Annotated in this window: 19 protein-coding genes and 2 riboswitches; of the genes, 10 read left to right on the forward strand and 9 right to left on the reverse strand. The window is 73.0% G+C overall.

The annotated features are described in order from the left end of the window. Together AB0398_RS10745 and AB0398_RS10750 are read right to left on the reverse strand one after the other, a co-directional pair. The coding region (locus tag AB0398_RS10745; RefSeq protein ID WP_366373741.1) for an acyl-CoA dehydrogenase family protein at positions 1-440 on the reverse strand (440 nt) is incomplete at its 3' end. Between the two features lie 125 nt (positions 441-565). After that, a complete protein-coding gene (locus tag AB0398_RS10750) occupies positions 566-1,249 on the reverse strand; it encodes a ScbR family autoregulator-binding transcription factor (RefSeq protein ID WP_366373742.1) in 684 nt (227 codons plus the stop codon). Positions 1,250-1,380: 131 nt separating this feature from the next. On the opposite strand from AB0398_RS10750, the gene AB0398_RS10755 reads away from it, so the two are divergent. From AB0398_RS10755 to AB0398_RS10790, 8 genes are all read left to right on the forward strand, one after another. After that, positions 1,381-2,331, forward strand: a complete 951-nt coding sequence (locus AB0398_RS10755; RefSeq protein ID WP_366373744.1) for a ScbA/BarX family gamma-butyrolactone biosynthesis protein — start codon at positions 1,381-1,383, stop codon at positions 2,329-2,331. A 14-nt stretch (positions 2,332-2,345) separates the two neighbouring features. After that, positions 2,346-3,326 carry an NAD-dependent epimerase/dehydratase family protein gene (locus tag AB0398_RS10760; RefSeq protein ID WP_366373746.1) on the forward strand — a complete coding sequence of 327 codons (981 nt, stop codon included), beginning with the start codon at positions 2,346-2,348 and terminating at the stop codon, positions 3,324-3,326. A gap of 168 nt (positions 3,327-3,494) precedes the next feature. Next, positions 3,495-4,259 (forward strand): glucose 1-dehydrogenase, encoded by a 765-nt coding sequence (locus AB0398_RS10765; RefSeq protein ID WP_366373748.1) that lies wholly within the window; start codon positions 3,495-3,497, stop codon positions 4,257-4,259. Positions 4,260-4,350: 91 nt separating this feature from the next. Beyond that, positions 4,351-4,944 (forward strand): TetR family transcriptional regulator, encoded by a 594-nt coding sequence (locus AB0398_RS10770; RefSeq protein WP_366373750.1) that lies wholly within the window; start codon positions 4,351-4,353, stop codon positions 4,942-4,944. Positions 4,945-5,218: 274 nt separating this feature from the next. Further along, on the forward strand, positions 5,219-5,425 hold the full coding sequence (locus tag AB0398_RS10775) for a cold shock domain-containing protein (protein ID WP_366373752.1): 207 nt from the start codon (positions 5,219-5,221) through the stop codon (positions 5,423-5,425). Positions 5,426-5,521: 96 nt separating this feature from the next. Then, positions 5,522-5,647: riboswitch (cobalamin riboswitch) on the forward strand. A gap of 82 nt (positions 5,648-5,729) precedes the next feature. After that, positions 5,730-6,791, forward strand: coding sequence for an ABC transporter substrate-binding protein (locus AB0398_RS10780; protein ID WP_366373754.1), 1,062 nt, complete (start codon positions 5,730-5,732; stop codon positions 6,789-6,791). A 50-nt stretch (positions 6,792-6,841) separates the two neighbouring features. Beyond that, the gene (locus tag AB0398_RS10785; protein WP_366374494.1) at positions 6,842-7,849 is read left to right on the forward strand and encodes an iron chelate uptake ABC transporter family permease subunit; all 1,008 of its coding nucleotides are present in this window, start codon (positions 6,842-6,844) and stop codon (positions 7,847-7,849) included. Beyond that, positions 7,846-8,727, forward strand: coding sequence for an ABC transporter ATP-binding protein (locus AB0398_RS10790; RefSeq protein WP_366373756.1), 882 nt, complete (start codon positions 7,846-7,848; stop codon positions 8,725-8,727). The genes AB0398_RS10785 and AB0398_RS10790 overlap by 4 nt, the downstream gene beginning before the upstream one ends. Here the strand turns inward: AB0398_RS10790 and AB0398_RS10795 are convergent. The 5 genes from AB0398_RS10795 to aceA all read right to left on the reverse strand — a co-directional run bounded on the left by AB0398_RS10795 (position 8,640) and on the right by aceA (position 16,987). Further along, positions 8,640-9,926 (reverse strand): radical SAM protein, encoded by a 1,287-nt coding sequence (locus AB0398_RS10795; protein WP_366374495.1) that lies wholly within the window; start codon positions 9,924-9,926, stop codon positions 8,640-8,642. The genes AB0398_RS10790 and AB0398_RS10795 overlap by 88 nt on opposite strands. A gap of 208 nt (positions 9,927-10,134) precedes the next feature. Continuing rightward, positions 10,135-12,453, reverse strand: a complete 2,319-nt coding sequence (metE, locus tag AB0398_RS10800) for a 5-methyltetrahydropteroyltriglutamate--homocysteine S-methyltransferase (RefSeq protein ID WP_366373757.1) — start codon at positions 12,451-12,453, stop codon at positions 10,135-10,137. Positions 12,454-12,635: 182 nt separating this feature from the next. Then, a riboswitch (cobalamin riboswitch) is annotated at positions 12,636-12,791 on the reverse strand. Positions 12,792-13,093: 302 nt separating this feature from the next. Then, positions 13,094-13,984 carry a 3-hydroxybutyryl-CoA dehydrogenase gene (locus AB0398_RS10805; RefSeq protein WP_366373759.1) on the reverse strand — a complete coding sequence of 297 codons (891 nt, stop codon included), beginning with the start codon at positions 13,982-13,984 and terminating at the stop codon, positions 13,094-13,096. Further along, positions 13,981-15,588 (reverse strand): malate synthase A, encoded by a 1,608-nt coding sequence (gene aceB / locus AB0398_RS10810; protein WP_366373760.1) that lies wholly within the window; start codon positions 15,586-15,588, stop codon positions 13,981-13,983. Before aceB ends, AB0398_RS10805 begins: the two co-directional genes overlap by 4 nt. 115 nt (positions 15,589-15,703) lie before the next feature. Next, entirely contained in the window at positions 15,704-16,987 is a 1,284-nt protein-coding gene (gene aceA / locus AB0398_RS10815; protein ID WP_366373761.1) for an isocitrate lyase, read from the reverse strand. 327 nt (positions 16,988-17,314) lie between these two features. On the opposite strand from aceA, the gene AB0398_RS10820 reads away from it, so the two are divergent. Together AB0398_RS10820 and AB0398_RS10825 are read left to right on the forward strand one after the other, a co-directional pair. Beyond that, the gene (locus tag AB0398_RS10820) at positions 17,315-18,724 is read left to right on the forward strand and encodes a short-chain fatty acyl-CoA regulator family protein (protein WP_366373762.1); all 1,410 of its coding nucleotides are present in this window, start codon (positions 17,315-17,317) and stop codon (positions 18,722-18,724) included. Positions 18,725-18,786: 62 nt separating this feature from the next. Beyond that, a complete protein-coding gene (locus AB0398_RS10825; protein ID WP_366373763.1) occupies positions 18,787-19,569 on the forward strand; it encodes a TSUP family transporter in 783 nt (260 codons plus the stop codon). A 102-nt stretch (positions 19,570-19,671) separates the two neighbouring features. On the opposite strand, the gene AB0398_RS10830 is transcribed toward AB0398_RS10825, so the two are convergent. Continuing rightward, positions 19,672-19,866 (reverse strand): hypothetical protein, encoded by a 195-nt coding sequence (locus AB0398_RS10830; RefSeq protein ID WP_366373765.1) that lies wholly within the window; start codon positions 19,864-19,866, stop codon positions 19,672-19,674. Beyond that, positions 19,863-25,931, reverse strand: a complete 6,069-nt coding sequence (locus tag AB0398_RS10835; RefSeq protein ID WP_366374496.1) for a DNRLRE domain-containing protein — start codon at positions 25,929-25,931, stop codon at positions 19,863-19,865. The genes AB0398_RS10830 and AB0398_RS10835 overlap by 4 nt, the downstream gene beginning before the upstream one ends. Between the last annotated feature and the right edge of the window lie 120 nt (positions 25,932-26,051).

Raw genomic sequence — 26,051 nt, forward strand, 5'->3', positions numbered from 1 at the left:
CGCACCGCGCGGGTCTTCATCCCGGCCGCGTCCGAGCCGGCGTCCGGCTCCGACAGGGCGTAGGAGAACATCGCGTCGCCCTTGGCCAGCGGGCCCAGGAAGCGGGCCTTGAGCTCCTCGGAGCCGGACAGGATCACCGGCAGCGAGCCCAGCTTGTTGACCGCCGGGATCAGCGAGGACGAGCCGCAGACCCGGGCCACCTCCTCGATCACGATCACCGTCGCCAGCGCGTCCGCGCCCGCACCGCCGTAGCCCTCGGGCACGTGCACCGCGTGCAGGTCGTTGGCGACCAGCGCGTCCAGGGCCTCCTGCGGGAAACGCCCCTCCTCGTCCACCTCCGCCGCGAACGGCGCGATCTTCGCCTCCGCCAGCGCACGCACCGACTCCCGGAGCATGTCGTGCTCCTCCGAAGGCCGATACAGGTCGAAGTCCTTGCCCATGATGTGGAGCTCCCCTAGACGCTTGTGGCACTGAGTACCCTCAGCAAAGCACACTCAGTGCCACAAACGCCAGAGCGCCCCGACGCGTGACGCGTCGGGGCGCTGGGCGGACCGTACGGCCGGCTCTACGGGCGGGAGCTTTCCGCGAAGTTCTCCTCGTTGCGGCGGAGCCGGTTCGCGTCGTATTCGGCGGCCAGCTCCTTCGCGCGGCTCTCGGTCATCTCCAGTCGAATCAGTACGGCCGGGGTGCATATCGTCGGCATGACGTGCCTGAGCAGGACGAGAACGCGATGCGTCAGGTCATTCCGGTCGCGCAGGATCTGGGACATCGTCTGGATTCCGGCGAAAGCGCCGGAGAAGAGTTCGGCGGTGTCCGTCACGTCCACGTGGACGAGGAGTTCTCCCTGCGCCTTCGCCGCCATCAGGGCCTCCGACACCTGGTCGATCCAGGCCCGGAAAGGAGCGGCCCGGTCGATTCCCATGGCGCCGCTGTCCAGCGCCAGCGCGACGCTCGCCCGCACCAGGGGGTCGCGCTGGAGGCGGTGGGCGAGGAGAAACCCCTGGTCGACGAGTTCCTGCACCTTGATGGGCTGCGGGGTGAGCGGCTCGTCGAGCATCTGGGCGGCCAGCACGCCGACGGCCAGGTCCTCCTTCGAGGTGAAGTGGAAATACAGGGCTCCCTTGGTCACCCCGGCGCGCACCAGGATTTCCCCGATGGTCGTCCGCTCGTAGCCTCGCTCGGCAAAAACGGCGGCGGCCGACTCCAGAATCGTCTGCCGGGTCCGAATTGCACGTGCTTGCTGCGCCAAGGCGCCTCCCGCTGTCTCGCTGTCTGTGCTCGCCGTGTGACTCGAAGCATTGAAAAGAAAACCGTGCTCTAAGTACCCTACGCCGGGCGGAATTGCCGTCCGGGGTGTGCAGTGAAGTACGAGGGGGAGCCATGGAACAGCACCACCGAGAAGCGACGACACCCGTACCCGGGGAGTTCGTCCACCGGCACGACCCGGCCGACATCATCCCCACGGGCTGGACGAGATCGCAGGAGAACCGGTATTCCGTCTCCGCCCGCTGGCCTGCCTCGCATCCCTTCTTCTCGCCGGCGGCAGGCGGCCGGCACGACCCGGTCCTGGTGGCCGAGACGATGCGTCAGGCCACCATGCTCGTGGTTCACGCCGGGTTCGGGGTACCCGTGGACGATCAGTTCGTCATGTGGGACCTGGATTACACCGCCGATCCCGAGCAGCTCGTCCTCGACGGCTCCTCCCCGGAGATCGCCGTCGACATCACCTTCCCCGACTACGACGGGAGAGCGGGCCGGATGCGCAACCTGCGCGTCGACGTCGTGCTGACCCGCGACGGGCGCCGGATCTCGACCGGCGGCGGCACGATCCGCTGCACCTCGGCACCGGCGTACCGCAGGATGCGCGGCGAGCGCATGGCCGCCCTCGGCCGCCCGGTCCCCCTGATACCCGCGGTGGCCCCGCACCTGGTCGGCCGCGAGGACGCCAAGGACGTCGTCCTGGGCCCCGGCGACCGCTCCGACCGGTGGCAGCTGCGGATCAACACCGCCCATCCCACGCTCTTCCGCCGCCCGAACGACCACGTGCCCGGGATGGTCCTGCTCGAAGCGGCCCGGCAGGCGGCGATGCTGGTGACCGGCAACACCGTCTACCTCCCCACCGTCGTGGACCTCTCCTTCTCGCGCTACGCCGAACTCGACACCCCGTGCTGGGTCGAGGCCGAGGTCGTGGCCGCCCCCGGCGACCCGGCGACCACCGTCCGCGTCACCGGACAGCAGGACGGCCTGCCCGTCTTCGTCTGCACGCTCGCCTCCCCGCCCCGGGAACCGGCGGTGGCCGGTCCCGGCGCCGGCGCCCGGCTGGCCGGCTGAAGGGCCGGACGACGATGGCTCCCCGCATCCTGATCACCGGCGCGTCCGGCTTCATCGGCGGCCGGGTGGCCGCCGCCGCGACGGCGGCGGCGGCCGGGCCCGTACGCCTGCTCGTCCGCGGCCCGCTCGCCCCGCCGGCGGACGCCGGACCGGAGGGCGCTCCGGCGGCCGAGACCGTCCCGGGCGACCTCCGGGACCCCGACTCCCTGCGCCGGGCCTGCGAAGGCGCCGACGTGCTGATCCACTGCGCCTCCGCGATCGGCGGCGACGAGGAGACGGCCCGCGCCGTCAACGACGAGGGCACCCGGGCCCTGGTCGACGCGGCCGTACGCGCCGGGGTGACCAGGATCGTCGCCCTGAGCACGGCCTCCGTCCACGGCCGGGGCCCCTTCCGCGCCGCCGCCCCCGGCACCCTGCCGATCGCCCCCGTCTCGGCCACCAGCCGCACCCGCGCGGCGGGCGAGCGGCATGTCATGGAGGCCGGCGGGACCGTCCTGCGCCCCCACCTCGTGTACGGGACCGGGGACCGGCAGCTCGTGCCCGGCATCGTCAGGCTCCTCGGCGCGCTGCCCGGCCCGCTGGACGGCGGCACCTCGCTGCACTCCCTGACCGAGGTGGGCGCCCTGGCCCGCGTCCTGCTCGCCGCGGCCCTCTCGCCGGACACCCAGGCCGGCCCGTACCACGTCGACCATCCCGATCCGGTGCCCGCCGGTGAACTCCTCGCGGTGGGCGAGGAACTGCTCGCCCACCGGGCCGGGCCGCGCCGGGGACCGGCCCTCGACGTCGCGGAGGCGCGTGCTCTCCTGGCGGCCCATCCCTTCGCCGTCCACCACCTCGACATGCTCGCCGTCGACCACTGGTTCTCCGACGACCGGCCCTGGAAGGAGCTGGGCTGCGACCCGGGCCCCGGCTTCGCCGAGGGGATCGCCGGCCACCTGGAGTGGTACCGGAGCACGCTCGGCCCCGCCCGGACGGCCGCACCGGGCACCTCCTGACCGGCGCCACCCCCTCCGCACCGCACGGCACCGCGGGCCCCGGCCCGTACCGCACGCACCGCGGGCCCCGGCCCGTACCGCACGCACCGCAGGCCCCCGGCCCGTACCGCACCACCCCGACCGAACGACCCGAACGACCCGAACGAACAGAGAGAAGGCGCCACCGACATGTCCGCGCTGGACGGCAGGACCGCGATCGTCACCGGAGCGAGCCGCGGCATCGGAAGGGGCATCGCCGAGCGCCTCGCCCGCGACGGCGCCCTGGTCGCCGTGCACTACGGCAGCGACGAGGAGGCCGCCCGCGAGACGGTGGCGACCGTCGAGAAGAACGGCGGCCGGGCCTTCCCTTTCCGCGCGGACCTGGCGGCGCCGGACGCCGTCGACGTGTTCTACGCCGCCCTGGACGCCGGCCTCGCGGAGCTGGGCGAGGGGCCCGGCTTCGACGTCCTCGTCAACAACGCGGGCGCGAGCGGCTCCGGCCGCATCCACCAGCTCACCACCGAGACCTTCGACCGGCTGTTCGCGATCAACGTGAGGGCCCCGCTCTTCCTCGTCCAGCAGGGCCTGGACCGGCTGCGCGACGGCGGCCGAATCGTCAACATCTCCTCGGCGGCGACGCGGCACGCCTTCCCCGACTCCGTCACGTACGCGATGACCAAGGGGGCCGTCGACACGATGACCCTCGCCCTCGCCAAGGAGCTGGGGCCCCGGGGCATCACGGTCAACGCCGTGGCCCCCGGCTACATCGCGACGGACATGAACGCGCGGCGCCGGGCGACGCCCGAGGCGAGCGCCGCCCTCGCCGCGCTCTCGGTCTTCAACCGGCTCGGGACGCCCGCCGACGTGGCGGACGTGGTCGCCTTCCTCGTCTCCGACGACGCCCGCTGGATCACCGGCCAGTACGTGGACGTGACGGGCGGCACCGCGCTCTGAACCCGCCCCGCCCCGGCCCGGGGACCGGTCCCGGACCGGCCCCCGCACACCCCTCCTCGGGGCGGTTCCCCGTGGATAAAGTGGGGGCACGATGACACGTTTCCGCGAGAGCGTCCGGTCCCTGCTGCGCGAGCAGGTGCTCGACGCCGCCTACCGCCTCGTCGCCGCCGAGGGCTGGAGCGGGCTGCGCATGACCTCCATCGCGCGGGCCGCCGGCATCAGCCGCCAGACCCTCTACAACGAGTTCGGCTCGAAGGAGGCCATCGGCAACGCCCTGGTCCAGCGCGAGCTGGAGGGCTTCCTGATCGGCATCGAGCGCGAACTCGACTCCCACCGGGGCGAGTTGGAGGCGGCGGCGGCGGCCGGAGTCGGCTACACGCTCCAGCAGACCGTGGACAACCCCCTCATCAAGAGCGTCCTGGTCGCGGCGCGGGGCGGCGAGGACGACCTCCTGGCCTATCTCACCACCCGCGCGGAGCCGGTCTTCGGCACGGCCATGGCGATGCTCCACGCGTACGCGACCGAGGCCTGGCCCGAGGTGGACGAGGAGTCGCGCGGGCTCGCCGTCGAGACGGTCGTCCGGCTCACCGTCAGCCACATCGTCCAGCCGGTGGCCCCGCCCGCCGAGACGGCGGCGCGCATCGCCAGGATCACGGCGAGGATCTCGTACCCCGGCGGCCGCTGAGGGGCGCCCCGCCCCTCCGGAAGGCGCCGGACGCGCCGGACGCACGACGAGGCCCGGTGTCGAACACGGGGGATCTTCGACACCGGACCTCTGTTGAATATTCTACGAGATCCCCGGGAGTGCTCGCGCACCGCCCGCCCGCCGACGGGCGAAGCGCGGACGGACGGGGTACACCTCCCCTGGGACGCGGACACGGTCCCCTGAGACGCGGACACGGCCGGACCGGGCCGGAACACCCCTCGCCCGCGTCGCCGACGCCGAGGAGGAGGCAGCCGTGGAAGGCAGGAGCAAAGGGTTCGTGCGGTCCTTCAACCGTCTCGGGGGATACGGGTTCGTCGTCCCCGTCGGCTCCCAGGACCAGGTCTGGTTCAGCGCGGAGGACATCGAGGACGAGAGCCGGACCGTCTCGGAGGGACAGCAGGTCTCCTTCGTCCTGGTCCTCGGGGACGGCCGCTTCGAGGCCAAGGAGCTGCGCGTCTGACGCCGGCCGCGCCCCCGGGAACGCCTCCGGCCCGGTGATACTGTGCCGAGGCCAGTCGCACCTTTGTACGCACCCGAACGGGTGCGTACACGGGTCGGGGAATCCGGTGCGAGACCGGAACTGACGCGCAGCGGTGAGGGCGACGGGCGGAGCATCGGCCACTGGGCGGCGACGACGGCCCGGGAAGGCGCCCCGTCCGGCTGACCCCGAGTCCGAAGACCTGCTGGCGGCCCCGGCGCACGCCCGCCCGGGGAGCACCGTACGACAGGCTCCGCGTATGAGCCGTGGCCGCAGAGGAACTTTCGTGCCGCTCGCACCCCCCGTCCGCTCCGCCGTGCTGTTCCTGACCGGCGCCCTGCTCCTGACCGCGACCGGCTGCGGCGCGGGGACCACCCCCGCCCCCGTCCGGCCCGCGGGCGGCGCCGGGGAGGCGAAGACCGGACACCCCGTCGCCCTCGACGACAACTGCGGACGGCCCGTCCGCGTCGAGCGCGCGCCGGAGCGGGCCGTCGCCCTCGACCAGGGCGCGGCGGAGATCATGCTCTCCCTCGGCCTCGCCGACCGCATGGTGGGCACCGGCACCTGGACGGACCCCGTCCTCAAGGGGCTGGAGAAGGAGAACGCCAAGGTCCCGCGCCTCGCCGACCGCTACCCCTCCTTCGAGAAGGTCCTCGACGCCGAACCCGACTTCGCCGCCGCCTCCTTCACGTACACCCTCGGCAAGGGCGGGGTGGCGGCCCGCGAGCGGTTCGAGAAGCTCGGCGTCCCCACGTACCTCTCGCCCACCGACTGCGTCGGCAAGGACAACAGCGGCGACGGCGACGGCGTCCGCGTCCAACCGCTCACCATGGAGACGGTCTACGGCGAGATCCGCGACCTGGCCCGGATCTTCGCGGTCCCGGAGCGCGGCGAGAAGCTCGTCGCGGAGCTCAAGGCCCGCGTGACGAAGGCCGCTTCGGGCGGAGACTTCCAGGACGCCACGGTCCTCTACTGGTTCGCCAACGCCGAGGCGCCCTACATGGCCGGCTGCTGCGGCGCCCCCGGCATCGTCTCCCGCGAGCTGGGCGCGAAGAACGTCTTCGACGACACCAAGGAGGAGTGGCCCCAGATCAACTGGGAGACCGTCGCCGACCGCGACCCCGACGTCCTCGTCATCGGCGACCTCACCCGCCGCTCGCAGTCGGCCGAGAGCGCCGCCAAGAAGATCGAGTTCCTGGAGTCCGACCCGGTCACCCGCACCATGACGGCGGTGAGGAACAAGCGGTACGTGCTCCTCAGCGGCCAGGCGCTCAACCCCACGATCCGCACCGTCGAGGCCGTCGAGAAGGTGGCGGCGGCGCTCCGCTCCTACGGCCTCGCCAAGTGACCACCACCGTCTCCCCGGCCGCCGCATCGGTACGGAAGGGAGCCGCGGCCCTGCTGTGGACGGCGGCCGGACTCGCCCTCCTGGCCGCCTCGGTCGCCGCGGCGATCACCATCGGCCCGGCCCGCATCGGCGTCGCCGACGTGTGGGCGACGGTCGCCGCCCACCTCGGCGGCGGCGCCCCGGCGCTCTCCCCGATCCGGGACGGGATCGTCTGGGACCTGCGGCTGCCCCGCACCCTCCTGGCCGCCGTCTGCGGCGCCGGGCTCGCCCTCTGCGGCGCGGTGATGCAGTCGCTGCTGCGCAACCCGCTCGCCGACCCCTTCGTCCTGGGCGTCTCCTCCGGCGCCTCGACCGGCGCGGTCGCGGTCGTCGTCCTCGGGGTCGGCGGGGGAGTCCTCTCCGTCACCGGCGGGGCGTTCCTCGGGGCGGTCTGCTCCTTCGCGCTCGTGCTGCTGCTCAGCCACACCCTCGGCGGCTCGACGGACCGCGTGGTCCTCTCCGGGGTCGCCGCCATGCAGCTCTTCTCCGCCCTCACCTCGTTCGTCGTGATGACGGCCGCCGACGCGGAGACCACCCGGGGCGTCCTCTTCTGGCTGCTCGGCTCGCTCGCCGGGGCCGGCTGGACCGACGTGTGGGTGTGCCTCGCGGTCCTCGCGGCGGCCCTGACGACCTGCCTCGGACACGCGCGGACCCTGGACGCGTTCGCCTTCGGCGAGGAGGCCGCCGCCTCCCTCGGCGTCTCCGTCGCCCGGACCCGGCTCGTCCTCCTGTGCGTCACCGCCCTCCTGACGGCCGCCCTGGTCTCCGCCGCCGGGGCCATCGGCTTCGTCGGACTCGTCCTGCCGCACGCCGCCCGCGCGCTCACGGGCCCCGGGCACGCCCGGCTCCTGCCGGTCACCGCCCTGGCCGGAGCGGTCTTCCTGGTCTGGGCCGACACGCTGGCCCGCACCGTCCTCGACCCCCAGGAGGTGCCGGTGGGCGTGGTGACCTCGCTGATCGGCGTCCCGGCCTTCGTCCTGGTCCTCCACCGCACGCGCAGCACGAGGAGCACGCGATGACCCCCACCCGCAAGGACGCGGGCCTGCGCGCCGACCGGGTCTCGCGCACCGCCGGCGGCGTCCTCGTCCTCGACGGCGTCAGCGTCGCCCCGGTCCCCGGCACCGTCACCGGCCTCCTCGGCCCCAACGGCTCCGGCAAGTCCACGCTCCTGCGGCTCCTCGCCGGCGTCCTCGCCCCCGACTCCGGGGTCGTCACCCTCGACGGCGACCCGCTGGCCGGACTCGGCCGCAGGACCGTCGCCCGGCGCCTCGCCACGGTCGAGCAGCAGTCCGACACCCAGACCGACCTGACCGTCCTCGACGTCGTGCGCCTCGGCCGCGTCCCGCACCGCAGGGCCTGGGCCCCGCCCTCGGCGGCGGACGAGGCCGCCGTCCGCTCCGCCCTCGCCCGCACCGGGCTCGCCGACCGCGCCCGCCAGCCCTGGCGGACCCTCTCCGGCGGCGAGCGCCAGCGCGTCCAGATCGCCCGCGCCCTCGCCCAGGAGCCGCGCGAACTCCTCCTCGACGAGCCCACCAACCACCTCGACGTCCAGCACCAGCTGGACCTCATGGAGCTCGTCTCGGGGCTGCGCCTCACCGCCGTCGTCGCCCTGCACGACCTGAACCTCGCGGCCGTGTACTGCGAGCGGCTCGTGGTCCTCTCCGGCGGCCGCGTGGTCGCCTGCGGCACGCCGGACGAGGTGCTCACCGAGGAGCTGATCGCGGACGTCTACCGGGTCCGGGCCGCCGTGACGTACCCGGACCCCGGCGGCCGTCCCCACGTCCGCTTCCTGGGGACGGCCGGGCCGTCCTACTCCCCTTCGCCGGGCTCCGGGTCCAGCGCGTCCATGAAGGAGCTGACCGAGAACACCGCGCGCCCGGGACCGGCCGGACCGTAGCCGGGCGGGGCGGTCAGGCCGTTCTCCCGGAGCGTCTCCGTGTACGCCTCCAGGAGCCGCAGGTGGTACTCCAGCGGTGCGCCGTCCGGGTTCTCGCGGCCCAGCGGCGTCGTCGGCTCCGGGCACCAGGTGGTGAACCGGGGCGTGATCCCGCGCGACATGAAGAACCGCAGGCCCTCCCGGGTGGAGGCGATGGCCTCGTCCACGGTCAGGAAGCCCGAGGGGCGCGCCATCTCGACCCCGGCGACGAAGTTCGGGATGACGTTGCGCGGCCCGAAGACCTCCGCCGAGTCCAGGATCCGGCGGTGCCACTCGTCCCGGCCGATGTAGCGCTCCTTGCCGGGGCAGTACAGCTCGAACAGGCGCCGGTCCCACACCTCGTAGTTCGGGTGGTAGATCCGGATGCCGTAGTCGTGGAAGCGCCGCACGTCCTCCTTGGGCAGGGCCTGCGCGACGACCTTGCCGATCCAGCGGCCGGGGAAGCGCTCCTCGATCGCCTGCGCGTACTGCCCGTAGAAGTCGGCCTCGTCCTTCCCGCCGACCTGCGAGGTGACGGCCCCGCCGGTCAGGGTGTAGGCGGTCGAGGCGCGGGCCGTGTCGTGCCGGTCGATGATCTCCAGGGCCTCCAGGACCTCGTCCACCGGCTTCACCCCGGTGTACGGGCGGCCCGCCGCCTTGTGCTGGCGCCAGTTGTGGTTGATGTCGCAGTACTGGCACTCCTCCTTGGCGCCGAAGTACTGGCACACCCGGAAGACCGTCAGGTAGATCAGGTAGCCCCACTGGATCGTCGGCGCCACCTCCATCACGGACTTGCCGTTCGACAGCGGGTGCCGGTAGTACTCCGGCATCGGCGGCAGGCCGACGTCCGCGATCCGCGCCCCGTCCAGGAAGAGGGCGAGCGCCCCGTCCCCGTCCGGCGCGACCCGGTACGGCGAGGACGGGTTCACCCGCACCGACACCACCGTGCGGCGCAGCCCGTACGGACCGCCGGTCAGCACGATCTCCTCCGGCGGGCGGTTCAGGGCCGCCTCCCCGAGCTCGGGCAGCGTCCGGTGGTCGAAGGAGAAGATGAAGTACGACTTCGGCTTCACCTCACCGCCTTCGTTGCCGGACAGGGCGGAGGGGTCGAAGGCGACCCCGCCGCGCAGCAGGTCCTCCTTGAGCACGGCCTCCCGGGGAATCCCCGGGAAGCGCTCCATGAGGGACTCCACGACGGACGTGCGGGTGGGTGCGACGCTGGACACAGGCGGGTCTCCGGAGGTCAGGGGCTTATGGAGCCGACGTGTACCCCACGCTACGCGCGCGCACCCGCGACGGGGCGGCCGGGGGCCCGGCGGCCGGTCGGCCGGCCCGTGCGGGGTCCGGCCGAGGGGGCCAGGCGAGCGGCCCCGGCCCCCTCGGTTCCCGTCACGAGCCGGACAGCTCCTCCCGTACGGTGCGGGCGGCGGCGACCAGGTTCTCCAGGGAGGCCCGGGTCTCCGGCCAGGCACGGGTCTTCAGACCGCAGTCCGGGTTGACCCACAGGCGCTCGGCGGGGATGGCCTCCAGACCGGTGCGCAGCAGGTCCGCCGCCTCCTCGGCGCTCGGCACCCGGGGCGAGTGGATGTCCCAGACGCCGGGACCGGCCTCGCGCGGATAGCCGTGGGCGGCGAGCTCACGGGCCACCTGCATGTGCGAGCGGGCCGCCTCCAGGCTGATCACGTCCGCGTCGAGGTCGTCGATGGCCTGGACGATGTCGCCGAACTCGGCGTAGCACATGTGGGTGTGGACCTGCGTGTCCGGCCGCACGCCGCTCGTGGCGAGCCGGAACGCCTCGGTCGCCCACGCCAGGTACGCCGGACGGTCGGCGGCCCGCAGCGGCAGCGTCTCGCGCAGCGCCGGCTCGTCCACCTGGATGACGGAGGTGCCGGCCGCCTCCAGGTCGGCCACCTCGTCGCGCAGGGCGAGGGCGACCTGCCGGGCGGTCTCGCCCAGCGGCTGGTCGTCGCGGACGAACGACCAGGCGAGCATGGTGACCGGACCGGTCAGCATGCCCTTGACGGGCTTGGCGGTCAGCGACTGGGCGTACGAGGTCCAGCGCACCGTCATCGGCTCGGGCCGCGAGATGTCGCCGGCCAGGACCGGCGGACGGACGTAGCGGGTGCCGTACGACTGGACCCAGCCGTGCTGCGTGGCGAGGTAGCCGTCGAGCTGCTCGGCGAAGTACTGCACCATGTCGTTGCGCTCGGGCTCGCCGTGCACCAGGACGTCGACCCCGGCCTTCTCCTGGTACGAGACCACCTCCTGGATCTCGGTCCTGATGCGCTCCTCGTACCCGGCCGTGTCGATCCGCCCGGCCCGCAGGTCGGCGCGGGCGGTGCGCAGTTCGCCGGTCTGCGGGAAGGAGCCGATGGTGGTGGTCGGGAGCAGCGGCAGGCCCAGGTGGGCGCGCTGGGCGGCGGCCCGCTCGGCGTACGGCTGCGAACGGCGGGCGTCCGCGTCGGTGACGGCCCCGGTGCGGGCGCGCACGGCCGGGTTCCGGGTGATGGGGGAGTTCGCGCGGGAGGCGAGGGCGGCGCGGTTGGCGGCCAGTTCGCCGGCGATCGCGTCGGTGCCCCGCGCCAGGCCCTTGGCCAGCGTCGTGATCTCGGTGGTCTTCTGCTTGGCGAAGGAGAGCCAGCGCAGGATCTGCGGGTCGACGTCCTTCTCGGCCGCCGCGTCGAGCGGCACGTGGAGCAGGGAGGAGGAGGCGGAGACGTCGACCCGGTCGGCGAGGCCGAGCAGGGTGCCGAGGACGGACAGCGACTTCTCCAGGTCGTTGACCCAGATGTTGCGCCCGTCGACCACACCGGCGACGAGGCGCTTGCCGGGCAGGCCGCCGACGGCGGCGAGCCCCTCCAGGTTGGCCGCCGCCGGGCCGGTGAAGTCGAGCGCCAGGCCCTCGACCGGCGCCTTCGCCAGGACCGGCAGGGCGTCGCCGAGCCGGTCGAAGTACGAGGCCACGAGCAGCTTGGGCCGGTCGGTGAGCGCACTGAGGTCGCGGTAGGCGCGCGCGGCGGCGTTCAGGTCGGCCGGCGTGCGGTCCTGGACGAGCGCGGGCTCGTCGAGCTGCACCCACTCGGCGCCGGCCGCGCGCAGGTCCGCGAGGACCTCCGCGTACACCGGCAGGAGCCGGTCGAGCAGGGTCAGCGGGTCGAAGTCGGCGGGCACGCCCGGCGCGGGCTTGGCGAGCAGCAGGTAGGTGACGGGTCCCACGAGCACGGGCCGGGCGGTGAGGCCCAGGGCGAGGGCCTCCGCCAGCTCCGCGACCTGCTTGGCGGAGTCGGCCGCGAAGACCGTGTCGGGACCCAGCTCCGGCACCAGGTAGTGGTAGTTCGTGTCGAACCACTTCGTCATCTCCAGCGGGGCGACGTCCCGCGTGCCGCGCGCCATGGCGAAGTAGCCGTCCAGGGCGTCGGCCGCGACGGCCTCGCGGTGGCGCGCGGGGATCGCGCCCACCATGACGGTGGTGTCCAGGACGTGGTCGTAGTACGAGAAGTCGCCGGTCGGCACCTCGTGGACGCCGGCCCCGGCGAGCTGCCGCCAGTTGGTCCGGCGCAGTTCGGCGGCGGTGGACCGGAGGGCGTCGGCGGTGACGCGGCCCTTCCAGTAGCCCTCGATCGCCTTCTTCAGCTCCCGGTCCCGGCCCTGGCGCGGGTAGCCGTACACGGTGGCCCGTGCTGCCGCGGCTGCGGACTTCGTGGTCACGGAGATCTCCTTCGCGAGATGAATCCCTGAGGTCCCGGGACGGGGAGAGGGCGCGAAGGGGCGACGGACCGGACGGCACGCGTGCGCGGCGGGCACGGACGTCCGTCAGGTATGTACGCCGACCCGCCCTCGAGGTCACCGGGATGTCCGCGCGCGGAATCGTCCGCGTGCGGGCAACGGGCAGGTCTTCGGACTCGCGGGCACGCCCACCAGACTGGTCCGGCGGACACCTAGTGGCCGTCGCTTCCCAGCCCCTTCCCGGGGCCAGTGCGTATGACGGCGGTCGTTCCCGCTCACCGCTGCGGGGCAGTCCCGGATTCCCACCGGGTTCCCTCTTACGACGTCTCCCGCCTGGTGGACGGGGGCGAACCAGCTGCCCGGTCAGACTACGGGGTCGACCGCCGGAGCGCGGGAGCGCATCTCGCCATTCGGGCAGGGAAGTGGGACGCGCGAGTGAGAATCGAGGACGCGGGCCGCGGGCGGCTCGCCGGGTGCCCGGCACAGGCGGCCGGTGGAACGCACGGCACGGCAGCGGGGCCGGGGACGGCACCACCCGTCCCCGGCCCCTCGCCGTACCGTCGCCGGGTCCTCTCTCGGGACCCTCCACAGGCCCCTTCCCCGGCGGCGGGCGCCGGCCCCCTCAGGCCGGCCGTCCGGGCGTCTCCGCCCGGTCGTACACATGGAACCCCCGGCCGCTCTTCCGGCCGAGCAGCCCCGCCTCCACCATCCGCAGGAGCAGCGGCGGCGGCGCGTACAGGGGCTCCTTGAACTCCTCGTACAGCGAGTGCGCGATGGAGGCGACCGTGTCGAGTCCGATCAGGTCCGAGAGCCGCAGCGGTCCCATCGGGTGGGCGCAGCCCAGCTCCATGCCCCGGTCGACGTCCGTGGCGGAGGCGAAGCCCGACTCCGTCATCCGGATCGCGGACAGCAGGTACGGGACGAGCAGGGCGTTGACGACGAAGCCGGCCCGGTCGCGGGAGCCGATCGCGGTCTTGCCCAGGGTGCGGGTCGCGAAGTCGGTCACCGCGGCCGTCGTCGCCGCCGACGTGTGGAGGGTCGTGACGATCTCCACGAGCGGAAGGACGGGCACGGGGTTGAAGAAGTGCAGCCCCACGACCCGGTCGGCGTTCTCGGTGGCCATGGCGAGCCGCATGACCGGCAGGGAGGAGGTGTTGGTGGCGAGGACCGCCGCCGGATCGGTGACGATCTTGTCGAGCGCGGCGAACACCCGGGTCTTGACGGCGGGGTCCTCGACGACGGCCTCGACGACGAGCTGCCGGTCCGCGAGGTCGGACAGTTCGGCGGTGGCCGTGATCCGGTCGAGCGCGGCCTCGGCGGACGGGCGGTCCAGCTTGCCGCGCTGGACGGCCCGTTCCAGCGAGACGGCGACGCGCTCGCGGGCGGCGCGCGCCGCCGCGCGGTCGGCCTCGCAGATCACGGTGGCGAGCCCGGCCCGCGCGCACACCTCCGCGATGCCCGCGCCCATCTGACCGCCGCCCACGACGCCCACGCGCCGGATGCCGCCGCTCACACCGTCACGTCCGCGGTCGCGACGGTTCGGACGAGGTGGCGGGAGTACGCCTCCGGGGTGAAGAAGAGCGGCAGTTCGGCGGCGAGCGCGGTGCTCTCGAAGAGCTCCCGCACCTCGTCGAGCGCCGCCCACGGGAACTCGGCGCCGAGCGCGGCCAGTTCCCGGTCGAGCAGCTCCAGGACGGCGTCGCGTTCGAGGAACCGGCGCCGGAGCCACTGCCAGATCTGGACGCGGGCGATCTCGGCGGTCGCCGCGTCCTCCACCAGGCCGTCGACCGTGACCGATCCCTGGCCGCGGAGCCAGGCGTCGAAGTAGCGGAGCACCACGGCGATGTTGGTGCGGACGCCCTCCTCGGTCGGCGGTCCGCCGACCCGGCGCACCGCGAGCAGCTCCCCGGCGGTCACCCGCACGTCCTCGCGGGTCCGGTCGAGCTGGTGCGGACGGTCTCCGAGCACCCCGTCGAAGACCTCGCGGCAGACCGGCACCAGACCCGGGTGGGCCACCCACGAGCCGTCGAAGCCGTCCTCGGCCTCCCGCTCCTTGTCCAGGCGGACCGTGGCGAGCACGGCCTCGTCGGCGGCCGGGTCCCCGGCCGGGACCTGGGCGGCCATCGCGCCGATGGCGTGGGCGCCGCGCCGGTGGCAGGTCCGCACGAGCAGTTCGGTGTACGCCCGCATGAACGGCGCCGTCATCGTCACCTTCGCCCGGTCGGGCAGCAGGAAGTCCGGTCGGTGGCCGAAGGTCTTGATCAGGCTGAACAGGTAGTCCCAGCGGCCCGCGTTGAGCCCGGAACCGTGCTCCCGCAGCTCGTGGAGGATCTCCTCCATCTCGAACGCGGCCGTGATCGTCTCGATGAGGACGGTGGCGCGGACGGTGCCCCGGGGGATGTCCAGGAGCTCCTGGGCCAGCAGGAACACGTCGTTCCAGAGGCGCGCCTCGTACCGGTTCTCCAGCTTGGGGAGGTAGAAGTACGGGCCGTACCCGGCGTCGATCTGCCGTCGCGCGCAGTGGAAGAAGTACAGGCCGAAGTCGACCAGCGCGGCCGGCACCGGGCCGCCGTCGAACTCCAGGTGCTCCTCGTCGAGGTGCCAGCCGCGCGGCCGGACCACGATCGTCGGCAGCCGGCCCTCGCGGAGCCGGTACTCCCGGCCCCTGTCGGCGGTGAAGTCGAGGCGCCGTTCGATCGCGTCGAGCAGGACGAGCTGGCCCCCGACCACGTTCTCCCAGGTGGGCGCGGTGGCGTCCTCGAAGTCCGCCATCCACACACTGGCGCCGGAGTTGAGCGCGTCGACGGCCGCCCGCCGCTCCGGCGGACCGGTGATCTCCACCCGGCGGTCGGCGAGCCCGGGAGCGGGCGGGGCGACCCGCCAGGTCGGGTCGGTGCGCACGGCGGAGGTGGTCAGCGGGAAGTCGAGCGGCGAACCGGTGGCGAGCCGGATGGCCTGCCGGCGGCGCTCCTTCAGGAGCCACCGGCGGCGCTCGCCGAAGGCGGCGGCGAGACGGCCGACGAAGTCCAGGGCGTCGGGGGTGAGGATCTCGTCGTGGCGGTCGCCCGGGGCCGCGAGCACGCGGACCTGGCGGGTCGGGACGGCGCTGGTGGTCATCGGTGTCTCCTGAGGGGGAGCGGGTGGTGCGGGGGAGAGGGGGGCGGGGAAGGAGAGGGGTGCGGGGACGGGTGACGTGGACACCCGCCCCCGCGGTCCGAGGGGCCGTGAAGGCCTAGTGGAACTGCTCCTCCTCCGTGGACCCGGCGAGCGCGGTCGTGGAGGAGGCGGGGTTGACGGCGGTGGAGACCAGGTCGAAGTAGCCGGTGCCGACCTCGCGCTGGTGCTTGACGGCGGTGAAGCCGTGCTCCTGCGCGGCGAACTCGCGCTCCTGGAGGTCCACGTACGCGGTCATGCCGTGCTCCGCGTAGCCGCGGGCCAGGTCGAACATGCCGTGGTTGAGCGAGTGGAAGCCGGCCAGCGTGATGAACTGGAACTTGTAGCCCATGGCGCCCAGTTCGCGCTGGAACTTGGCGATCTGGTCGTCGTCCAGGGCCGCCTTCCAGTTGAAGGACGGCGAGCAGTTGTACGCCAGCATCTGGTCGGGGTGCTCGGCGTGGATCGCCTCGGCGAACTCGCGGGCCTGCGCCAGGTCCGGGGTGCCGGTCTCGACCCAGATGAGGTCGGCGTACGGGGCGTAGGCGAGGCCGCGGGCGATGACCGGCGCCATGCCGCCCCGCACCCGGTAGAAGCCCTCGGCGGTCCGCTCGCCGGTGACGAACTCGGCGTCGCGCTCGTCGACGTCGCTGGTCAGCAGGTTCGCGGCGAGGGCGTCGGTGCGGGCGACGATCAGGGTCGGGGTGCCGGCGATGTCGGCGGCGAGCCGGGCCGCGTTGAGGGTGCGGACGTGCTGGGAGGTGGGCACGAGCACCTTGCCGCCGAGGTGGCCGCACTTCTTCTCCGAGGCGAGCTGGTCCTCGTAGTGGATGCCCGCCGCACCGGCCGCGATCATCGCCTTGGTCAGCTCGAAGGCGTTCAGCGGACCGCCGAAGCCGGCCTCGGCGTCGGCGACGATCGGCGCGAGCCAGTCGGTTGTGTCCGTGCCGCCCTCGGCGGTGGCGATCTGGTCGGCGCGCAGCAGCGCGTTGTTGATGCGGCGGACCACCTGCGGCACCGAGTTGACCGGGTAGAGGCTCTGGTCGGGGTAGGTGTGACCGGCCTGGTTGGCGTCGGCGGCGACCTGCCAGCCGGACAGGTAGATGGCCTGGAGCCCGGCCCGGACCTGCTGCACGGCCTGGCCGCCGGTCAGGGCGCCGAGCGCGTGGACGTAGTCGAGCTCGTGGAGCTGCCGCCACAGGCGCTCCGCGCCGCGCCGGGCGAGGGTGTGCTCCTCGCGGACGCTGCCGGACAGCCGGATCACGTCCTCGGCGGTGTAGGTGCGCTCGATGCCCTTCCAGCGGGGGTCCGTGGCCCACTGCCGCGCCAGCTCTTCGGCCGCCTGGTTTCCTGCCTGCGCCATGATGGTCTCTCCCGGGGAGTGTCGAACTTTGCGAAGCTCTGCGAAGGCTCGCGAAGCTCCGTACGAGGTGACGAGCGGCCCGCCGGGCCCCGGGCGGAGACGACCGGGTCCTACGACGTCAGGGCATGAGCCGTGCCCCGAACTCCGCCTCCTGGTGGGGCACGGCGGGCCGTGGTTCGACTTTCGCAGTGGCACTCCGTGCCATCAACCATGGCCGAATGCCAACTTCTGCGAATCTTCCGGCAAAGGTTTGCCAACTTTGCGAAGCCCCGGGGGCGGGAGAGGTGGCTTAGGCTGACCTCCACGTACGCCCGAAGGAGAACGGCCGTGAGCAAGATCTACGCGGGAGCGCGGCTGCGCCGGCTGCGCGAGGAGCGCCGGCTGAGCCAGGCGGACCTGGCCAGGGTGCTCAGGATCTCGCCCAGCTATCTGAACCAGATGGAGCACGACACCCGGCCCCTGACGGTCCCCGTCCTGCTGCGGGTCACCGAGTCCTTCGGCGTCGACCCCGACTTCTTCTCCGAGCGGGACACCGGACGGCTCTTGGCCGACCTGCGCGAGACCCTCGCCGACGAGCTCGACCGCTCCGCGCTCTCCGCCGCCGACCTCGGGGAACTCGCCTCCCGGCTGCCGCACGTGGCCGCCGTCCTGCTCGACCTCGGCCGGGGCCGCCAGGCCCTCACCGAACGCCTCGCCGCCCTGACCGGCGGCCGCGACGACGCCCTCGCCCCGGACGCGGCACGCGCCCGCACGCCGCACGAGGAGATCCGCGAGTTCTTCTACCGGCGCCGCAACTACCTCCACGAGGCCGACCTCGCGGCCGAGGGACTCGCGGAGGAGATCGGCGTCCGCCCCGGCGAGGTGCGACGGGCCCTCGCCGCCCGGCTCGACGAGCGCCACGGCGTCCGGATCACCGCCGACGCCGACCGGCAGCTCCACCGCTACGACCCCGCCGCCCGCATCCTGCACCTCTCGCCCCGGCTGCGCCCCGGCCAGCAGGCCTTCCGCATGGCCACCCAGCTCGCCCTGCTCGAACAGGACGCCCTGCTCTCCTCGTACGCCTCCGAGGACTACGAGGAGATCGCCCCCACCTGGCCCCTGGCCCGCATCGGCGTCGCCAACTACTTCGCCGCCGCCCTCGTCCTGCCGTACCGCGCCTTCCACGCCGCCGCGGAGGAGACGCGCTACGACATCGAGCGGCTCACCGACCGCTTCGGCCTCGGCTACGAGACGGTCTGCCACCGGCTCAGCACCCTCCAGCGCCCGCGCCTGCGCGGAGTGCCGTTCTCCTTCGTCCGGGTGGACCGGGCCGGGAACATGTCCAAGCGCCAGTCCGCCACCGGCTTCCACTTCTCCCGCGCCGGCGGCACCTGCCCCCTCTGGAACGTCTACGAGGCCTTCGCCGCCCCCGGCCGCATCCACGTCCAGGTGGCGGCCATGCCCGACGGACAGCGCTACCTGTGGACCGCCCGCACGGTGACCCGCCACCGCGGCGGCTGGGGCGAACCCGGCAAGACCTTCGCCATCGGCCTCGGCTGCGAACTGCGCCACGCCTCCCGGCTCGTCTACTCCGACGGCCTCGACCTCGACAACCGGGCCGCCGCCACCCCGATCGGCATGGGCTGCCGCGTCTGCGAACGCCTCGACTGCCCCCAGCGGGCGGTCCCCCCGCTGGGCCGCACCCTCGCCGTCGACGAGCACGCGAGCACGTTCGTGCCGTACGCGGTGGAGGGGTAGCGGAGGGCCCGCCGCACCGGGGCCGGATACTGTCCGGACGATCTCGGAACGGCGGGGGCACGATGGACTGGGCGATGCTGCTGGGCGGGGTGGCCGCGGGGCTGCTGATCTCCGTGGTGACCGCGCCGGCCGGGGTCTCGGGAGCGGTGTTCCTGCTCCCGGTCCAGCTCAGCGTCTTCGCCGTGCCGAACCCCTCCGTCACGCCGACGAACCTGCTGTACAACGTCGTCGCGGGACCCGGCGCCCTGTGGCGCCACAGCAGGACCGGCGCCCTGCGCGGCCCGCTCACCCGCCGCCTGGTGGCGGGCACGCTCCCCGGGGTGGTGGTCGGCGCGGTCGTCCGCGTCTTCGCCCTCCCGGGCCCCACCGTCTTCCGCCTCCTCATCGCCGCGCTGCTGCTGCCCCTCGGCGCGTGGCTGTGCGTCCGCACCCTGCGCCCCGCCCGGAAGCGGCCCGCCGCCGAGCCCTCGCCCCGCACCGTCACCGGACTCGCCCTGGCCGTCGGGGTGGTGGGCGGCATCTACGGCATCGGCGGCGGCTCCCTCCTCGGCCCGATCCTGGCGGGCCGGGGCGTCCCCGTCGCCCGCGTGGCCCCGGCGGCCCTCGCCGCCACCTTCACGACCTCCGTCGTCGGAGCCGTCACCTTCGCCCTGCTCTCCCTCACCACCACCGAGGCCGCCGCCCCGGACTGGGACCTGGGCCTCGCCTGCGGCCTCGGCGGCCTGATCGGCGGCTACCTCGGCGCCCGCCTCCAGCCCCACCTCCCCGAAACGGCCCTCCGCCTCCTCCTGGGCACCCTGGCGACGACCCTGGGAGCGCTGTACGCGGTCCAGGGCCTGTTCTGAGGCACCACGTGCCCGGCGGAAACCGATGAAGGGCCACCGGCAAGCCGGTGACCCTTCACGAAAGCGCGGTCCGTGGACCGTCACGCTCGATCGAGCGGGAACCTATCCCGTTCTTCCGAACCTCCTGACGAGGACGACGACCAGCACGACGAGCGTGCCCAGCCCGAACCCCAGGGCGGGTGCGCTTTCACCCATGACCAGGCACAGCAGGCAGAGTGCGGCCACGACCGCCGCGACCCAGAGGTCGACGGCGGAACGCGTCCCGCTCCTCTTCGCCTCGTCATCGCTCAGTTTCAACACCTCCTGTGCCAGGCGCTGGGCGCCGAGGCCCACCCCATGCCGGTGATCACGTAGGTGTAGAGCCCGATGCACTTGCCCTTCCACCGCGCGCTCCGGGCCACGTAGAAGAGGTAGAAGGCGTAGGCCCGGAAGATTTCGAGGGCCACCTTCGCCCATCCCGAGAACGCGGGCAGGATGGCGGAGAAGAACCCGGTCGCGGCTCCCGCACCCGTGGAAACCCGTGAGGTCTCACGGCTGTTGAGGTAGAGCCACAGGTGCTTGTACGGGGACCACCAGCGGCTCCAGGTGCTGTACGACCACATTCCGCTCAGGTCGGTGCAGCTGATCGGCTCTCCGAAGCAGTAGTCGTATGCGTTGGCGTTGCCGCCGTACATGGGGTCCTTGGAGAGGAACCGTCCGGTGGCGGAGTCGTAGAGACGCACTCCCATCAGGGTCAGCCCGCTGAGGGTCTCGGCGGAGCGCTGCTTGCCGCCGAGCCAGCCGTAGCGGACGGCGGGCTGGCCGGTGCGGGGGTTGCCGTACTCGTCGCTGTCCAGGACCAGGGGGGCGTCGGCCGGGTCCAGCGGGAGCTGGAGGGCGATGCCGCCGTGGATGGTGGTCAGCTGGAGAACGGTGCCGCCACCCGCGCCGGTGATGGCCGCGAAACCGCCGCCGGCGGAGCCGACGTTGCGGCTGACGGTGCCCTTGCCGGCGTCTTCGGTGATCCAGCGGGGGTTGTCGCCGTCGCCGTCGTAGTGGTTGACCTTGGACGCGGTCTGGATCCAGGTGCCGTCGGTGTCGTCCTCCACCGTCCAGGAGCGCAGGCGCCGGTCGGCGTCGAGGCTCCAGGTCTGGCGCCGGCCTTCGGAGGTCTGCCGGTGGACCAGGTCGTTGGCGTAGTAGCCGATCTGGCTGCCGGGCAGGGCGGTGGTGCGGCCGAAGGCGTCGTAGACGTAGCCGGCGTCGACGAGACGGTCGGCGCTGTCGTAGGCGTGGGTGGTGGTGGTTCCCCCCGTGGTGGGGCAGGCGGCGCCCGCCGCGCCTTCCGCGGTGGTCAGGGAGGTGCGGTTGGTGCGCTTGTCGAAGGTGTAGGACCGCTTGGTGCAGACGTCGCCGGCGGTGTCGGCGACAGCGGTCAGACGACCGGTGTCGTCGTAGGCGTACTTCTGCGAGGACCAGCCGGAGTGTTCGGTGATCTGGCTGTGGACGGACTCCTCCACGGTGTCGGAGTAGACGACCTGGCCGTCGCTGTCACGGGTGTAGACGCGCGAGCGGGCGGCGCCGATGCTGTCCGTGCCGATCTTGAGCGTGTATCCGCCGGGGAGCCGCTCGGTGGCGACGGAGCCGTCGGCGTCGTACGTGGCGCCGAAGGTGCCGGCCACCGAGTCCGAGGTGGACGTGAGCATGCCGCGTGGCTCGAGAGCGGTGTCGTAGGTGTAGGTGACGCTGGACGGGACCGAGTCCGAGGTCCTGACCGGACGGTCCAGCAGGTCGTACTCGGTGCGGGTCACCCCGCCGTCGGCATCGGTGTACGAGGTCTGGCGGCCGAGCCCGTCGAACTCCTTCGTGATCGTCCCGCCGGTCGGCGAGACCGTCCTCACGGTCCGGCCGGTGGCCGGGTCGTACTCCGTCGTCGTCTCCGGAACCGCCTGCCCGAGCCCGCCGGTCATGACGTTCTTCACCGGACGGCCCGCGTCGTCGTAGGTCGTCGTGGTGGTGCGGGTGACGCCGTTGGCGGTCTCGGTGAACTTGGCCGGGTTGCCCCACCAGTCGTACTCGGTGGTGGTGACCGGAAGCCCGGCCGGGTTCGTACCGCCGCCGGTGACCGCACCGGCGGAACCGGTGGAGCAGGGCTGGTCGGCCCACTCCGGGCGTCCCTGGCAGGCGCCGGTGCCGGTCGCGGTCCAGTAGGCGGTCGTGCGGGTGGCGGCGTCGGTGCCGGTCGCGCCGGGCAGGAGCTGCTTGGTGACGCGGCCCTGGGCGTCGTACTCGGTGGTCTCGGTGATCGCGAGACCGGCCGGGTCCTTGACCGTCTTCGTCGGCAGGCCCTTGACCCAGTCGTAGACCGTCTGGACGACCCGCGCGTCGGTGAACGCGGTGGTGCCGAGGACCTGGGCACCGACGGTGACCTTGGTGACCTGGTGCTCGACCTTCGCGGTGCCGTCGGTGGGACGGCCCGCGTCGTACTCGTTGGTCATCCAGGCGCGCGCCACCGCGGACGCGCCCGTGCCGGCCGGCGTGACGCGGCGCAGCGGGCCGAACTTCTCCGTCTCTCGGATGCCGGTGGAGTCGTAGACGGACTTCGAGGCGAGCAGGTCGGCGCGGTCCTGGGTGGGCAGGCCGACGATGCCGAGGTCGGCCAGGGTCGCCTGGTCGGCCGGTGTGCCGCCCAGGGCGAGGGCCCGGTTGCCGGCGGTCAGCTCACGCACCGTGTTGCCGAACCGGTCGTACTCGGCGGTCGTGACGTTCCCGCCCGGCGTGGCCAGGTTCACCTGGCGTCCGGAGGCGTTGGTGTAGGTGACCCACGCGCGGCGGTAGTCCGCCGCGGACAGGCCGGTACCTCCGTGCGCGGCGGGAACCGCGTCCGGGGGGAAGACGGCGGTGGCGTCCGTGGGAGCGTCGGTCTGCCCCCACGCGGCCACGTCCGAGGCGCCCATCTTGTACGGCGCGCCGGTGCCGGTGAGCGGGACGTCGTAGACGATGCTCGTCGACGCCGTGCCCGACTCGACGTCCTTGGTGCCCTGTTGCAGTCCGGAGCGGCTCGCCTTGAGGAGCATGCCTTCGCCGGCGGTGGCGGCGTTGCCGGCCTTGCCGTAGGTGAAGGACCAGGGAAGCTGGCCGGGCGGGGTCAGGGTGGTGATCCGGCCGGCCGTGTCGTAGGCGTACTGCGTCTTCAGAGCGGGTGCGATCAGCGGGTTGTACGTCTCGCGCAGGCGGCCTGCGGAGTCGTACAGGTACTTCTGCACGGTCTTCGCGGTGGCCGCGGCGGCGCCGGGCTCGGTGGACCAGCCGCGGATCTCCTTGACCTGCCCGGTGACGTCGCCGAGGGCGGAGGAGGTCGCGGTGGTGGTCGTGGCGTAGACGAACTCCAGCGCGCGGCAGCCCTTCGTGGACGGCGTCGCCGTGCACGTCGTGGCCGACACGGCCGAGGTGGGGGCGACGACCAGCCTCGGACGCGCCAGCTTCTTCCCGTCCACGGTCACGGTCTCGGAGACCACCGTGGTCGTCGACTGCGGCAGGCCGGCCAGGGCGCTGGAGGCGACCTGCCACGACGGGGAGGCGGCGTCCGGCTTGGTGAAGACGGTGAGGGTGCCCTCGGTGTCCTTCAGGGTGAACGAGCCGGTCAGCGAGCCGGTGAGCGTCATGTCCTCGGAGCCGGGCTCGGGCTTCCAGCCGCCGCCCGCGGTGGCGGTGAAGCCGAGCTCCTCGCCCTCGACGCCGACCAGGGCGACCGAGGTCGCGGAGGTCTTCCTGAGGTGCGACCAGTCGGACCGGGTGATCTCCGCGACGGTGCCGGAGACCCACTGCGGGCCGAAGATCGGTACCTGTCCGTCCTGCTTCGCCCCCGCGTCCGCGCGCCGCGAGGACGCCGTACGCGAGACCGACAGACCGAACAGCGACGCGTCGCCCTCGGACAGCGTGTAGTCGCCGGTCAGCAGGTTGACCGAGCCCGGCCCGGTCTCCTCCGACGGCGCCGTGCCCGCGTCGCGGTCGACGGTGATCTCGTTGACCGGGGAGTAGGCGGTGGCGGTGCCGTCGGTGAAGGCGGCGCGGACCTCGATGGGCCCGTCCTCGGCCAGTGTGTCCGTGATGTTCCAGGTCAGCCCGGCGGGCTTGCCGCCGGTGACCGGGACCGGCCAGGCGGACACCGTGGTGGTGCCCTGTCGCACGTCGGCGAGGGGGACGTTCTTCCAGGCGTCGGTCTCGCCGCGGCGGTACTGGTAGGTCACACCGGTGTACGAGGAGAGGCCCTCGGCCGCCAGGGGCGTACGGCGGGCCGGGCGGTCACCCTGGGCGGGGGACAGCAGGGCCGCGCCGGATCCGGCGTGGAAGACGTAGGAGGACTCGGCGGAGACGTTGCCGGCCGGGTCGACCGTGCGGGTGGCCAGGGTGTGCCTGCCCGCCGTGAAGGTCAGCGTCCGGTCCACCGAGGCACCGGTGGTGGCCGCGCTGGTCCAGGTTCCGCCGTCCAGCTTGTACTGGACCTCGGCCACGTCACCGGCCGGGGGCTTGAGGGTGAAGGAGCCGGAGAACCTGCCGTCCGCGTCCGGGGTGCCTGACCAGGTGTTGGCCGGGAAGTCGCCCGAGGTCACGGTGCTGGTGGCGGGCTTGGCGGTGTCGACGGTGAAGTACACCTTCGGCGTCCAGTCCGACCACGTGTTGCCGTCGTTGGCCCGGCCCCAGTACCAGTAGGTGCGGCCGTTGACCAGCTTGCCCGCGGGCGCCTGGTGGGAGGCCGTCTTGCCCACCACCGGGTCCTGGGTGCCGGAGTCGTACACCTCCAGGTTCGTGGTGCCCTCCCACAGCTCCCACTTGGTGCGCAGGAACGTGGTCTCGGCGTCACTGACGGTGTACTTCAGGTCGGGCGTGGTCGTGGTGACCCAGTTCTTGCCGCCGTTGGCACGGCCCGGCGTCACGGACATCGGGTTGCCCACCACCGGAACGGTGTTGTACGTGACCGAGACGTACGGCGTGTTCGAGGCGGCGTTGCCGGAGTTGAACCGCTTCCACGAGAAGGAGTCGGACTCGTTGGTGGCCCTGATGCCCATCGAGTTGCTGCTGTTGCCGTTGGCGGCCCAGGCCACGGCGAGGTTCTTGATGTCCTGCGAGACCCAGCCGTCCGCGCACGAGGACGAGAAGCCCTTCGTGGCCGTGGACGTGGCCCACTTGTTGCCCCAGGCCGGCTGGTTGGTCCACCGGGTGGCCGTCGAGGCGTGCGGGGTGTCCCACACCTCCCAGCCGGAGGGCGCGCACGACCAGGAGTGGGAGTTCCACAGGTTCAGCTTCGCGCCCAGGATCTGCTTGCCCCGGATCTGCGTCATCGGGAAGTGCAGGAACGAACGCGCGACCTGGCCCGAGCCGTTGTTGCCGAGCTTCAGCTCCGTCTGCGCGGAGGTGTCGACGGCGTAGCCCTGCTGCACGAACGTGTCGAAGCTCGACCCCAGGTTCACCGCCGGGTCCACCGTCACCGGGAACACACGCGCCGGATCGGCCAGGAACTTCGCGTCCGGGGTCAGCGTCAGGTCGACCGCGTCGCCCTTCTGCGTCACCTTCAGACCCACGTCGGCCCGCCGGGTGTGCTCACCGGACTTCGGGTCGACGTGGGCGTCCCACATCACCGGCGCCGGCAGACTGCCGACCTGCTTGCCGGACTTCTTGTCCAGGAAGGTGACCGAACGGTCCGCGTTCGCCCGCGCCCTGATGCCCCTGGCGTTCAGCGTCAGCGTCACCGAGCCGTTCGCGCCGACCGCCGAGCGGTCCTTCAGCTCCAGGAACTGCTCGAAGCCCGTACGGGTCGACTCGATGATCAGGTCCGTCGCGGTCAGCGCGTTCGCGTACCGGGCCGTGTGCCCGGACACCGTCGGCTCCGGAAGGACACCGCGCCACGACAGGTCCATCGTCCGGCCGTCCCCGGCGTCCAGCGACACCAGCGGTACGGGAGTGGTCCCCGCCTCGCCGGCCGCACCCGACGCCCGCACGCCCGCGGCCTTCGCCGCCGGCGTCTTCCCGCCCAGCCTCAGACCGAGCGGGTGGCTCCGCGCGGCGACCGAACCGTCCGCCGACTTCGTCAGGGCGACGTCGACGTCACGCCACGAGCCGGTGGCCCTGTCACGGAACCGGACCGGACCCGACGCGGCGTCGGTGGTCACCGTGCCGTCCGGATTGGCCCACGTCGTCGACGTCTCCGTCCGCTCCGACAGCGCCTCCACCCGCTTGCCCGACAGACGGGCCGCGACCGTCGCGGAGGCCAGATCGGCCGCCTGGGTCGGATACGGCTTCTCGGCGGACGCCGAGGGCCGCTGTGACGGCATCGCCACCGCCTGCCCCGTCGTCCCCACCACGACGGCGGTCTCGACCGCCATCAACGCGGCCGTCGCGAGAGCCACGCCCGTGAGTCTCCGCCTGGTGAACAGTCCACCGGACGTCCGTCCGGGCGGTGACGAGTGACGCGTCGTCATCTCGACCCCCCGTGGATTCCCCTG

Origin of the sequence: Streptomyces sp. NPDC086147 (assembly GCF_040702165.1) — a bacterium.
GTDB lineage: Bacteria > Actinomycetota > Actinomycetes > Streptomycetales > Streptomycetaceae > Streptomyces.

Coding starts and splice junctions, on each gene's coding strand:
- AB0398_RS10760 (WP_366373746.1), top strand. CDS start 2,346: ATGGCTCCCCGCATCCTGATCACCGGCGCGTCCGGCTTCATCGGCGGC.
- AB0398_RS10825 (WP_366373763.1), top strand. CDS start 18,787: ATGGACTGGGCGATGCTGCTGGGCGGGGTGGCCGCGGGGCTGCTGATC.
- AB0398_RS10770 (WP_366373750.1), top strand. CDS start 4,351: ATGACACGTTTCCGCGAGAGCGTCCGGTCCCTGCTGCGCGAGCAGGTG.
- aceA (WP_366373761.1), bottom strand. CDS start 16,987: ATGGCGCAGGCAGGAAACCAGGCGGCCGAAGAGCTGGCGCGGCAGTGG.
- AB0398_RS10795 (WP_366374495.1), bottom strand. CDS start 9,926: ATGGAGCGCTTCCCGGGGATTCCCCGGGAGGCCGTGCTCAAGGAGGAC.
- aceB (WP_366373760.1), bottom strand. CDS start 15,588: ATGACCACCAGCGCCGTCCCGACCCGCCAGGTCCGCGTGCTCGCGGCC.
- AB0398_RS10790 (WP_366373756.1), top strand. CDS start 7,846: ATGACCCCCACCCGCAAGGACGCGGGCCTGCGCGCCGACCGGGTCTCG.
- AB0398_RS10755 (WP_366373744.1), top strand. CDS start 1,381: ATGGAACAGCACCACCGAGAAGCGACGACACCCGTACCCGGGGAGTTC.
- AB0398_RS10765 (WP_366373748.1), top strand. CDS start 3,495: ATGTCCGCGCTGGACGGCAGGACCGCGATCGTCACCGGAGCGAGCCGC.
- AB0398_RS10835 (WP_366374496.1), bottom strand. CDS start 25,931: ATGGCGGTCGAGACCGCCGTCGTGGTGGGGACGACGGGGCAGGCGGTG.